Source organism: Streptosporangium sp. NPDC049046 (assembly GCF_040649155.1).
Classification (GTDB): Bacteria; Actinomycetota; Actinomycetes; order Streptosporangiales; family Streptosporangiaceae; genus Streptosporangium.
Map to the genome: position 1 here is coordinate 48,629 of NZ_JBEZEZ010000033.1, position 12,418 is coordinate 61,046.

Here is a 12,418-nt window from a genome sequence, read left to right on the forward strand (position 1 = left end):
GGTCTTCCGGCGGGTTCGGATCAGTCGTCGAGGTCGTCGGCGACGGCTCGGAGCACGGCGGCGATCTTCTTCGCGTGCGCGGCCTCCGGCTGCTTGCCCCTCTGGTACGACATGGAGACCGTGTCCAGGAGCTTGATCAGATCCTCCACGATGACGACCATCTCGTCGGGCTTCTTGCGCTTGCCCTTGGGCTTGGCGGTCTTGGCGAGTGTGGGCGGCTGATCGATCACTCGGACCGAGAGCGCCTGCTGGCCGCGGCGCCCCTCGGCCACACCGAATTCGACCTTCTGTCCGGGCTTGAGGGAATCCACGCCGGACGGCAGCGCGGAAGAATGCACGAAGACCTCACCGCCGTCGTCGCGGGTGAGGAAGCCGAATCCCTTGTCGGCGTCGTACCACTTGACCTTGCCACTCGGCACAGGGGTGACCTCGTTCAGACTGTCGTGAAAAGGAATGGATGTAGGTTATGCCCCGCAGGCGCCGGGAGCGACCGCGTATTGAGACCCGAATTACACGAGAACGGGGGTTCGCCAGTCGTCGAACCATTCGACGAACTCGGTCAGGTCACCCAAGATCACATCGGCTCCGTGATCACGCAGTTCTCCCGCCGGATAGACACCTGTCGCCACCGCCACGCTGACGACTCCCCCCGCTCGTGCCGCGTCGATGTCCGCGACATGATCCCCAACATATGCGGCGGCGCCGAAAGCCGCGAGGGCCGGACCCTTGGCCGCCCCGAAAACCGATCCGGCGACCTCGTCCACCTCCAGCCCGAGGAACTCGACCGTCCTCGCCGCGTCGCGGGCGTTCTTGCCCGTGACCACGGCGACCCTGCCTCCCACCCGCCGTACGGCCTCGACGGCCTCGCGCGCGCCGGGCATGAGGGTGGTGACCGGGACGGCGATCGACGGATACAGCTCCCGGTAGACGTCGGCGGCGGCGGGAACCTCCTCGACGGGCATCCAGTTGGCCAGTTCCCACTCCAGCGGCGGCCCCAGTCTGCCCAGCACGGTGACGGTGTCGATAAAGATGCCGGTACGCAGCGCCACCTCCTCGTAAACGGCGGCGATGCCCGCACGCGTGTCGGCGAGCGTCAGATCGAGGTCGAATCCCACAGAGTTCACCAGGTCACTCACCGCTCCTTGTCCGCTCCGCGAAGAGATTCACGGAGAATCCCTCAAAGAATGCCAAATCCCCCCAAACATTGCTAATCCAGAGCGTTGTCCGTGACGCATCCCACCGCGGAAGCCTTCACGAAAAGATTCGCCTATCCGGAAGACGCGCCGACGCCTCCCCATCGGTTCTCCGGTGTTCGCGGAGACCGTGGGCGAGCCCTCGGGACCGCGTGGAGCGCGACCGCTTCTCCACCTCCCTGATGTGCCTCACCCTCGGCCCGCCGCCCCGGCGGATGGTCCGGACCATCCGCCGACAGACCCGGCGGCCGACGCGCCACCGGACGGTCACCCCGCGAGAGCGGAGGCCGTGACCACCCCGTGCGAGGCCGGAAGCCGTGAGGACTCCGATGGCGTCACCCGGGTCGGCGGGCTCCCCTTCCCACCGGCATCGGAGGATTGAGCAGGCGGTAGGCGAGCCAGAAGACGGCCCAGGCCGTACCCAGCATGAACATGAGCCCGCTGATGGTGAAGAACTCGTCCACCACCGTGCCGAGGTCGTTCCTGGCCCGTACGAGGGCGACCAGGGCACCGCCGAAGGTGTAGCTCACGAGCGGAGCGGCCAGTCCCAGCGCCTTGTCGGAGGTGTGCCAGTTCTCGCAGGCGACCACGACGAGAGCCGCGACGGCCCAGACCAGCACCGGGATCGTGAAGATCGCGATCGGGGCGAACGGGAAGGGGATCAGCAGGCCGGCCAGGGCGAGCAGGACCATGCCGGCCGTTTCGCGCCGATGGCTCAGCAGGATCGTCCGGGTGTCCTGGGTGCCGGGGACGACGTCCTCCCTGGAACGGACCGGACGCCGTCGACGCAGCCAGTCGGGACGGTTGCGCGCCCGCCTCCTGGCCAGCCGCTCCTCGGCCTCCCGCATGCCCCTGGCCACCCCGGGCGGAAGCTCCGGACGGCCCTCCGCGTCTCCCCGGACATGCGTCTCTTTTCGGGTGTCTTCCTGAGGTCCCGTGTCTTCCTGAGCCCTCGTGTCTTCCTGGGGCCCCTGGGCTCCTTGAGGTACCGGTTCCCCTCGCGACGCCTCCGAGCGCTCTCCCTCCCGCTGCTCTCCCTGGACCTCCCCGTCTTCCTGCTCTTCCCCCGACTCCTGTGGCGTGTCCGGTGTCGACCGCCGTGCCGCCGACGGCGGGAAAGGATCCCGCACGGCTGGGATCTCCTCGGTCGGCGGGTCGTTCTCCACCGCGTCCTCCCACTCGTCGACCCGATCCGGCTCGGGCCGACCCCGCGTGGGCCGGTCCAACTCGGGGCGATCCGACGCGGGCCGGTCCGACTCAGGGCGATCCGGCTCCGGGTAATCCGACACAGGAGCGGCCGATTCGGGACGGTCCGCCTGGGAGTAATCCGAAGCGAGACGGTCCGAGGCGAGACGGTCCGGCTCGGGGTGATCCGACGAGGGATGGTCCGACACGAGGCGATCCAGCTCACGGCGCTCCGAAACGGGGCGATCCGACTGAGGTTCACCGGCATCGGGATGAGCCCCCATCACGGCGTACGGATGCCCTCGCACGGGTCGGCGGGGAGACGGGGAGACGGGGGGATCTCCGGAAACGGGCTCCTTCGATGTGGGAGCGGATCCCTCGGGGGAGGTTGAAGCGGAGCTCTGGGGAACGTCCCCCTCCGAAGGCTCCTCGGGAACGGCCCTTTTCGAGGGACCCTTGGGCGCCGCACCCTCCGGGGTGGGGGCCGGGTCATCGGGGGTGGGGGCGGCGAGAGGCACGAGTGCCACGGAAGGGATGGGGGTGACACCGCCGACGCCCGTGGCGGGATCAGCGCGGTCGGGGCGATCAATGCGGTCAGCACGGCCTGGACGGTCAGCATGGCCGGAGCGATCGACGCCATCAGCACGGTCTGGACGGTCAGCACCATCGGCACGGTCGGCACGGTCTGGACGGTCGAAGCGATCGGCACGGTCAGGATGTGCGGTGTCGAAGCGATCGACATGATCAGCACGGTCAGCGTGGCCGGTACGTGTGCTGTCAGGACGATCCACATGATCAGCACGGGCGGCACCGGGGAGCCCGGCGGCCCCCTCCCCCCGCGGCCTGGGGACCGTACCGGAGTCATCACGCCGGGATCTCCACAGATCCCGCAAGCCCCGCAAACTCGGAAAGCCCTCCTCGGAGACCCGTGGCTCGGGACGCCCCGGTGAAGTCTCCGGGGATGGGGACGGGGACGGTACCTCCCCACTCAGACGGCGTAGCTCGTGCTGGACCAGTGCGGCGGGGTCGCCGAACCGGGCCAAAATCCTCTCCACGGCGGCCGGGTCGTCCGTCCCCGCGCGCTCGGCGTCGATCCGCCTGCGCAACACCGCCACGAAGTCGATCCGCTGCCTGGGCCTCATCACACCGTGCGCCGCGTCGGCCGCCTTGCTGACGTAGTCCAGGACGAGCTGGTCCGCACGCTCGATCACACTGACCATCCTCTCTCGGCATCGCCTCGCTCGTGAGCTTCTTCCCTTATTCGCTGCCCTTCACGTGATCTGTTCGCCGCCCTTCACATGATCGTTTTCCCTCTTCGGTCGATCACGGAATTCCCCCAGGCCGCGCGATGTCGGTCAAGCCTCCTACCATTGGCGGAATGAGCACGGAGTTCACCGAGTGGTTGCGCGGCCGGAGCGATGACCGGCTGCGGGCTCTCGTCTCCGTACGTCCCGAGCTCATCACCCCCGTGCCCGCCCATCTGGAAGGGCTCGCCGGGCGGGCGAGCAGCCCGTCGGCGGTGGGCAGGGCGCTCGACAGGCTCGACCGGTTCACGCTCGCGGTCGTGGAGACGCTGGCCGTGCTTCCCGGCCCGATCGCCTACAGGTCGCTGCGCGCCCAGATGGCCCGTTCCCTTGCGGGGACGGCCGATCCACAGTTCCAGAGCGCCCTCAAGGAGACGGTCGAGCGGCTGCGCACCATGGCCCTCGTCTACGGCCCTGACCGCGCCCTGGCTCCGGCGCCCGGGGTGCGGGAGGTGCTCGACGCTCCCGCGGGGCTCGGTCCGCCCGCCGTGGAGGCGTTCAGGCACCATCCCGCCGAGCGGCTGGCCGAGCTGGTCCAGGACGTCGCGGGCGAGGGCGGCGAGACGGGGAGCGCGACCAAGGAGACGCTCGCCGCGCTGCTCGGCGACGCGGAAATCGTCGGACGGCTGATCGAGGAGGTCTCGCCGCAGGCGCGGTCCGCGCTCAACGAGCTGGTCTGGGGTCCGGCCAGCGGCCGGGTGCCCAACGCCCGCCGTGAGGTGCGGGCCGCCACCGCCCGGTCGCCGATCGACCAGCTCCTGTCCCGGGCACTGCTCGCCGCCACCGGCGAGGAGACCGTGGTGCTGCCCCGCGAGGTCGCCCTGTTCCTGCGCGGCGGCCGCGTCCACCGGGACCTGTCCCCTCTCCCTCCCGCCGCGGAGGGCACCGAGCGCGACCGCGGGCTCGCCGACCGCACGGCGGCCGGGCAGGCGTTCACCTTCACCCGCGCGGTGGAGGAGTTGTGCGAGCGCTGGAGTGTCGACCCGCCCGGCGTGCTCCGCAGCGGTGGCCTGGCCGTGCGCGACCTCAAGCGGACGGCGGGCCTGCTCGACCTGCCCGAGTGGGTGACGGGACTGATCGTCGAGGTGTCGTACGCGGCGGGGCTGATCGCGGCGAGCGGCACGGTCGACGGCGACTGGATGCCCACCCCCGGCTACGACGGCTGGAGGGTGAAGGCCACCGAGGACCGCTGGGTGGTGCTGGCCACGGCCTGGCTCACCATGGACCGGGTGCCGGGGATCATCGGCGAGCGCGACGAGCGCGATCGGCTGCTCAACGCCCTCCATCCCGACCTGCGCCGTCCAGCCGCCGCGGAGGTCCGCGCCACGACCCTGGGCGTGCTCGCCTCGACGCCGGGGGTGGCGCCCACCCTCGACGCGGTACGCGAGCGCCTGGCCTGGGAGCAGCCCCGCCGTCGCGGTGGCTACCGCGACCAGCTGGTGGAGTTCACGCTGCGCGAGGCCGAGCAGATCGGCGTCACCGGGCTCGGGGCGCTCGCCAGCCACGGTCGCGCCCTGCTCCCCGATTCCTCCGGCGGCTCCGGCACGCCGACCGGTTCCGCCGGCGGCCGCGCGATGCCCGCCGCCCACCTGCTGCTCCCGCTGCTGCCCGAGCCGCTCGACCACGTCCTCCTCCAGGCCGACCTGACCGCCGTCGCCCCGGGGCCGCTCACCGGCGACCTGAGGCGATGGCTCGCGCTGACGGCGGAGGTGGAGTCGACCGGCGGCGCGACGGTCTACCGCTTCGACGAGCGCTCGATCCGGCGGGCCCTGGACGCGGGTCAGGGCGCCGACGAGCTGCTGGCCATGCTGGAGCGCCACTCGACCACGCCCGTGCCGCAGCCGCTCAGCTACCTGGTCACCGACGTGGCCAGGCGCCACGGCCGGATGCGCGTCGGATCGGCGAGCGCGTACGTGCGGTGCGACGACTCCTCCCTGCTCGACGAGGTGATGGCCGACAAGCGGGCGATCCCGCTGCGGTTGCGGCGGCTCGCCCCCACGGTGATCGCCTCCAAGTCCTCCCGTCCGACGCTGGTCGACGCGCTGCGCGCGATGGGGTACGCACCGGCGGCGGAGTCGCTCGACGGTGACGTGATCATCGCCCAGATCGACGTCCGCAGGACCGAGGGCACGTCGGCGGGTCGTTCCCCGGTCACGTTCAACGGCCACGAGGCCGACGTGGTGGCCGCCGCGGTGCGCGCGGTGCGCGCGGGTGACGCCGCGCTCCAGGCCCGTCGTGCCCCGGTCGCCGTCCCCGGCGGCGAGGTGCCGCGCTCCCCCGCCACCGCCACGATCACCGCCCTGCGCGAGGCCATCCGGCAGGGGTCGCAGGTCTGGATCGGCTACCTCGACTCCCAGGGCAACGCCACCAGCCGGATCCTCGAACCCGCCCGGATGGAGGGCGGTTATCTCACCGCCTACGACGAGACGCGAGCGGCGGTGCACCGCTTCGCCCTGCACCGCATCACCGGCATAGCCGACATCGTCTGAGATGCCTCCCGCCGACAGCACGAGGGGCGGAAAGGCCGCGCCGGCCCGGCGTGCCGTAAGGGGCCAAGGGGTAGTCTCGGTTGCGGGACGGGCCCACCACGAACTCGGCCGGCGGTCCGATGATCCGGCGACGGCGCGTCGTTCGCCCCGCCGCTCACCGGGGTGCGAGGGTCCCTTTCCGGGTCCCCTCCGGGCTCCGCCCCCGGGACGCGACCGAGTCCATCCGCCCATGGCCCACGACCTACGCCCCATATCGTGTCAGTTGACGTTCTGAGCTCCACAGAAGCGAGAGATCCCCATTGAGCAGCGGTCACTCAGAAGGCCCCAGCACCAACCCGGACGACTGGAAGAGCCCCTACACCACAGGCCCCGGCCAGACTCCGGGCCACGAGCGGCAGCCGTACGGCTACGAGCAGACCCGGCAGGATCACCAGCCCGGCTACGCCCAGCCGGATTACGGTCAGCCTGACTACGGTCAGCCCGGCTACAACCAGGTCCCGGCCTACGGCGAGCCCTCCGGTTACACCGACCCCGGATACGGCCAGGGCTACGGACAGGGTTACGGCGAGCAGCCCTACGGACAGGGTTACGGACAGGGCTACGGGGGTTACGGATCCCCGCCGCCTCGCAACGTCGAAGGTGTCAGGACGCACGGGATCGTCGCCCTGGTCATCAGCATCACCCTCGCGCTGAGCTGCTTCGTGAGCCCCGGCGGCATCGTCGGCACCATCCTGTCGGGCATCGCGCTGGGCAAGGTCGACGCCGATCCGCAGGGCGCGAGAAACCTGCTCAAGTGGACCTGGATCAGCGTCGGCGTCAACATCGCGCTGCTCGCCCTGGGCATGACCTTCTTCATCGTCGCCGGCGTCAACGGCGCCTTCGACTCCTGAGCGGGCCGGGGCCTTACGCGACGAGCCGGTGGGCGTTCACGGGTGCGACCATGAGCCGAACCGCCGTAGCCTGTGGTAACCGAGGGAGAAGGCCGCTGTGACTGACGGACCATTGATCGTCCAATCGGACAAGACCCTGCTCCTTGAAGTCGATCACGAGCGGGCCGGGGAGTGCCGCAAGGCGATCGCGCCGTTCGCGGAGCTGGAGCGCGCCCCCGAGCACGTGCACACCTACCGGATCACCCCCCTGGCGCTGTGGAACGCGCGGGCCGCCGGGCACGACGCCGAGCAGGTGATCGACGCGCTGATCGCGCACAGCCGTTACCCCGTGCCGCACGCGCTGCTGGTCGACGTCGCCGAGACGATGTCGCGCTACGGCAGGCTCCGCCTGGAAAAACACCCCGTCCACGGCCTCGCCCTGACCAGCACCGACAAGGCCGTGCTGGAGGAGGTCCTGCGCGCCAAGAAGATCCAGCCGCTGCTGGGCGAGCGCCTGGGCGACGACGGCGTGGTGGTGCACCCGAGCGAGCGCGGCAACATCAAGCAGCACCTGCTCAAGCTGGGCTGGCCCGCCGAGGACCTGGCCGGATACGTCGACGGCGAGCACCACCCGATCGTGCTCACCGAGGAGGGCTGGGAGCTGCGCACCTACCAGCGGGAGGCCGCCGAGGCGTTCTGGCACGGCGGCTCCGGCGTGGTCGTGCTTCCCTGCGGGGCGGGCAAGACGATCGTGGGCGCGGCGGCGATGGCCCAGGCGAAGGCGACGACGCTGATCCTGGTGACCAACACGGTCTCCGCGCACCAGTGGAAGCAGGAGCTGCTCAGGCGGACCTCGCTGACCGAGGACGAGATCGGCGAGTACACCGGCACGAAGAAGGAGATCAGGCCCGTCACCATCGCCACGTACCAGGTGATGACGACCCGCAGGCAGGGCGTCTACCGGCACCTGGAGCTCTTCGACGCCCGTGACTGGGGTCTGGTCGTCTACGACGAGGTGCACCTGCTGCCCGCGCCGATCTTCCGGATGACCGCCGACCTGCAGGCGAGGCGGCGGGTGGGCCTGACCGCGACGCTCGTGCGCGAGGACGGCAGGGAGGGTGACGTGTTCTCCCTGATCGGCCCCAAGCGGTACGACGCGCCGTGGAAGGAGATGGAGAACCAGGGCTGGATCGCCCCGGCCGACTGTGTCGAGGTGCGGGTGACGCTCACCGACGAGGAGCGGCTGGCCTACGCGATGGCCGAGTCCGAGGAGCGCTACCGGTTCTGCGCGACCACGCCGTCCAAGACGCGGGTGACCGAGGCGCTGGTCCGACGGCACCCGGACGACCAGGTCCTGGTCATCGGTCAGTACATCGACCAGCTCGACGAGCTCGGCGAGCACCTGAACGCACCGGTGATCAAGGGGGAGACGAAGGTCAAGGAGCGGGAGCGCCTCTTCCAGGCGTTCCGCGACAGGGAGATCCAGGTCCTCGTCGTCTCCAAGGTCGCCAACTTCTCCATCGACCTGCCGGAGGCGGCGGTGGCCATCCAGGTGTCGGGCACCTTCGGGTCCCGGCAGGAGGAGGCTCAGCGGCTGGGCCGGGTGCTGCGGCCGAAGGCGGGCGGGGGCGGGGCGCGCTTCTACTCGGTGGTGAGCCGTGACACCGTGGACCAGGATTTCGCCGCCCATCGGCAGCGGTTCCTCGCCGAGCAGGGGTACGCGTATCAGATCATCGACGCGGACGACGTGCTCGCCGGAGATTGATCTCACACAGCGAACACGTCGTCAATTTGTGTCAGGTCCACGAAATCCCGCGGGCTTTCGACAAACAAACCACCCCCTCGCTAGGCCTCAGGGCCACTGGCGACATACCCCCATGATCTGCGGGACTCACCGGGTTCGCCTCGCTTTTTCGCCATTTCCACGGAGAATTACAGAGAGTGTCAGGGCGATTACGGAACGATCGGATCGCCGACGAAGAGAACGCTCTCTTCGATCATCAGACGCCCACCTCAGCGACCGTTGGAACGGTAAAACGATTTTTTGTCTCCGCGCGCCACCGGCACCGGAGCAGCGCCCGCCGTGTTTTGTCACCGCGTGTCCCCGGCGCCCGCGCGGCATCCGCCGTATCCTCGTTCACCGTTAATCCTTTTGAGACTCCACGGGGCCGTCGCTAAGCTGGTCGATTCGCTGCCCGATGACCACCACCTCCGTTTATCGAATGGGAGGCGCTTCAGCGTGCCCGCACATCAATTGGCCCCCGACATAACCGACGACTCCGCCCGGATCCTCGCCGCCGAACGCGAGCATCTGGCCGTCTCCAGAGCGGCGCTGCGCGCGATGCGCGAGCACGCCCGGTCCCTCTCCTCCGACGCCGCCGGAGACTGGGTCTCCCAGCAGATCCTGCAGGCGCTGCTCGACCAGCGCGTCGAGGCGCTCGCCGACCACTCCGGCACGCCCCTGTTCTTCGGCCGCCTCGACCGCGAGGCCGGAGACGACCTTCCCAGCACGGTCTACGTCGGGCGCAGGCACGTCCACGACGACAGCAGCCGTCCCCTGGTCATCGACTGGCGGGCACCGGTCTCGCGGGCCTTCTACCAGGCGAGCCCGTCCGACCCGATGCGCGTCGCCCTGCGCCGCAGGTTCGGCTACCGGGGCGGCGACCTGACCGCGTACGAGGACGAGCACCTCGACCAGGGCGGCGCCGCCCTCGCCCAGAGCAGGATCCTCACCGAGGAGATCGAGCGCCCCCGCTCGGGGCCGATGCGCGACATCGTCGCGACGATCCAGCCCGACCAGGACGAGATCGTCCGCTCGGACCTGGGGCGGACGGTGTGCGTGCAGGGCGCCCCTGGCACGGGGAAGACCGCGGTGGGTCTGCACCGGGCCGCCTACCTGCTCTTCACCCACCGCGAGCGGCTCGCGAGGTCGGGTGTGATGATCGTCGGTCCGAACCGGGCGTTCCTCTCCTACATCTCCTCCGTCCTGCCCGCCCTGGGCGAGGTCAAGGTCGACCAGACCACGGCCGCCGGGATCCTCGGCGACCACTCCGCCCCCGAGGACCCCGCCGTCGCCACCGTCAAGGGCGACGCGAGGATCGTCCCCGTGCTCCGGCGTGCCCTGTGGGCGCACGTCGTCAAGCCCACCGAGGGCGTGCTGTTCACCAAGGGGATCAACCGCTACCGGGTGGCCGACCACGAGGTCCGCGAGATCGTCGCCTCACTGCGCGGCACCGTCCGCTACGGCCCGGGGCGCGCCACGCTCGCCCAGCGCCTCGCCCACCTGGTGCTCGTCCGGATGGAGCAGCGCGGTGAGTCTCCCGACGACCGGGTGCAGGACGCGGTGGCCAGGTCCAAGCCGGTCAGGGCGCTCGTGGACGCGGTCTGGCCCAAGCTGACCCCGCAGCAGGTGCTCCACCGGCTGTTCAGCGACCCCGCCTTCCTCGCCGCCGCCGCCAAGGACGACCTCACGGCCTCCGAGCAGTCGCTGCTGCTGTGGGCGAAGCCCTCCAAGTCCTTCCGCTCGGCGAAGTGGTCGGCGGCCGACGGCGCGCTGATGGACGAGCTGGCCGACATGATCGAGCGGACCGTCCCGCTGGGCCACCTGGTCGTGGACGAGGCCCAGGACCTGTCGGCGATGCAGTTGCGCGCCCTCGGCAGGCGCTGCCGCACCGGCTCGGCCACCGTGCTGGGCGACCTCGCGCAGGGCACCACGCCCTGGTCCGCCCGCTCCTGGACCGAGGTCCTCACCCATCTCGGCTTCGAGGACGGCGCGGTCACCGAGCTCACCCTCGGCTTCCGCGTGCCGCGCGAGGTCCTCGACTACGCGGCCAGGCTGCTGCCCTCGGTCGCCCCTGACCTGGCCGCCCCCCGGTCACTGCGTCCCGGCGCGGGCTCCCTGTCGGTGCGGCCGGCCTCCGACCTCGCCGCGGCGCTGGCCCGTGCCGCCGAGGAGGCGCTCGCCCGCGAGGGCTCGATCGGCGTCATCGTCCCCGACGCCCTGGTGGGCGCCACGTCCGAGGCCCTGTCCCACCTGGATCACCGGGTGCTGAGTCCCGACACGGTCGAGGACCACCGTCTCCTGGTCGTGCCGGCGTCCCTGGCCAAGGGCCTGGAGTACGACCACGTGATCGTGGCCGAGCCCGCCGACATCGTGGAGGCGGAACCGCGAGGGCTGGCCCGGCTGTACGTCGTCCTGACCCGGGCCGTCACCTCACTCACCGTCCTGCACTGCCGGGAGCTTCCCTCCCAGCTCGCCGGGTGACCCTGTCTCGGCCGGCGCCAGGCGGTACGAACGGTTCCCCGGCCGGGGCACCAGGTTCGCCGCTCTGATCCCGAAAGGACCCTCACCGACCGGGATGATGCCGACGACCTCGTTGGTCCTGGTGCTGATCACCGACACGCTGGCCGAGGCCAGGTCGGTCACATAGAGCCAGGCGCCGTCCGGGGAGATCGTGATCCCGAAATGAGCACCCTCGACCGGGATCATGTCGACGACCCTGTTGGTCTTGGCGTCGATCACCGCCACGCCGGCCGGGAGCAGGAGGGTCACGTAGACGAGGGAACTGTCGGCGGAGACCACGACCCTGGAGGGAGCGTGACCGACGGGGACGGTGGCGACGACCTTGTTGGTCCTGGTGCTGATCACCGACACGGTGTCGGAGCCCTGGTTGGCCACATAGACATAGCGGCCATCGGGGGCGAACCTGATTCCGAACGGGTCCTGGCCGACCGGGATGGTGGCGATGACCCTGTTGGTCACCGTACTGATCACCGACACGGTGTCGGAGCCCTGGTTGGCCACATAGACGCGGTAATAGGGGATGGCGGCGATCCTGAAGGGGGCACGGCCGACCGGGATGGTGGCGATGACCCTGTTGGTCTTGGTGCTGATCACCGACACGGTGTCAGCCTGCACATCGGTCACGTAGACACGGGTGCCGCCATAGGAGACGTCGATCCCGATGGGGCTGCCTCTGACAGGGATGGTCGCGGTGACCTTCCGGGTCGTCGCGTCGATCACCGACACGTTGTCCGACTGCGAGTTGGCCACGTAGACGTGCGCGTTGTCGGGAGCGACCGCCACCCCGATGGGGTTGTCGCCGACGGGGATGGTGGCGACGACCTTGTTCGTCGTCGTGTCGATCACCATCACGTTGTCCGACTGCGAGTTGGTCACGTAGGCGACGTTGTTCGGTGGTGAGGCCACCGCGTCCGCGGTCGTCGGCGCCACCAGAGCGGCCACGACGACCGGCGCCATCACGACGGGAAGGACACGCGATCGCCACCCGTCCTCGGGTGACCAACCGAGTGGTTTCCACCGGTTACGCTTCATCGTTCCCCCGCCTACCGTCGTGCCGTCAAGAACCCTGCTGCCG

The 12,418-nt window shown here is 70.2% G+C and carries 9 protein-coding genes; 5 read left to right on the top strand and 4 right to left on the bottom strand.

The features are described 5' to 3' along the window. Window positions 1–20: 20 nt before the first annotated feature. From AB0B96_RS34030 to AB0B96_RS34040, 3 genes are all read right to left on the bottom strand, one after another. Window positions 21–419, bottom strand: coding sequence for a cold-shock protein (locus tag AB0B96_RS34030; RefSeq protein WP_350945785.1), 399 nt, complete (start codon window positions 417–419; stop codon window positions 21–23). A gap of 90 nt (window positions 420–509) precedes the next feature. Continuing rightward, the gene (locus AB0B96_RS34035; RefSeq protein WP_350945786.1) at window positions 510–1,136 is read right to left on the bottom strand and encodes an HAD family hydrolase; all 627 of its coding nucleotides are present in this window, start codon (window positions 1,134–1,136) and stop codon (window positions 510–512) included. A gap of 392 nt (window positions 1,137–1,528) precedes the next feature. Further along, window positions 1,529–2,041: a hypothetical protein gene (locus AB0B96_RS34040; protein ID WP_350945787.1), complete on the bottom strand. Its 513-nt coding sequence runs from the start codon at window positions 2,039–2,041 to the stop codon at window positions 1,529–1,531. Window positions 2,042–2,995: 954 nt separating this feature from the next. Between AB0B96_RS34040 and AB0B96_RS34045 the strand changes: the two genes are divergently transcribed. From AB0B96_RS34045 to AB0B96_RS34065, 5 genes are all read left to right on the top strand, one after another. Next, window positions 2,996–3,328: a hypothetical protein gene (locus AB0B96_RS34045; RefSeq protein ID WP_362905432.1), complete on the top strand. Its 333-nt coding sequence runs from the start codon at window positions 2,996–2,998 to the stop codon at window positions 3,326–3,328. Window positions 3,329–3,756: 428 nt separating this feature from the next. Next, on the top strand, window positions 3,757–6,171 hold the full coding sequence (locus AB0B96_RS34050; protein WP_362905434.1) for a helicase C-terminal domain-containing protein: 2,415 nt from the start codon (window positions 3,757–3,759) through the stop codon (window positions 6,169–6,171). Between the two features lie 299 nt (window positions 6,172–6,470). Further along, window positions 6,471–7,061: a hypothetical protein gene (locus tag AB0B96_RS34055; protein WP_362905436.1), complete on the top strand. Its 591-nt coding sequence runs from the start codon at window positions 6,471–6,473 to the stop codon at window positions 7,059–7,061. A 97-nt stretch (window positions 7,062–7,158) separates the two neighbouring features. Beyond that, window positions 7,159–8,805, top strand: a complete 1,647-nt coding sequence (locus tag AB0B96_RS34060) for a DNA repair helicase XPB (RefSeq protein WP_362905438.1) — start codon at window positions 7,159–7,161, stop codon at window positions 8,803–8,805. Between the two features lie 474 nt (window positions 8,806–9,279). Next, window positions 9,280–11,304, top strand: coding sequence for an AAA family ATPase (locus AB0B96_RS34065; protein ID WP_362905440.1), 2,025 nt, complete (start codon window positions 9,280–9,282; stop codon window positions 11,302–11,304). On the opposite strand, the gene AB0B96_RS34070 is transcribed toward AB0B96_RS34065, so the two are convergent. Beyond that, window positions 11,254–12,300 carry a YncE family protein gene (locus AB0B96_RS34070; protein ID WP_362905476.1) on the bottom strand — a complete coding sequence of 349 codons (1,047 nt, stop codon included), beginning with the start codon at window positions 12,298–12,300 and terminating at the stop codon, window positions 11,254–11,256. The genes AB0B96_RS34065 and AB0B96_RS34070 overlap by 51 nt on opposite strands. Window positions 12,301–12,418 lie beyond the last annotated feature (118 nt).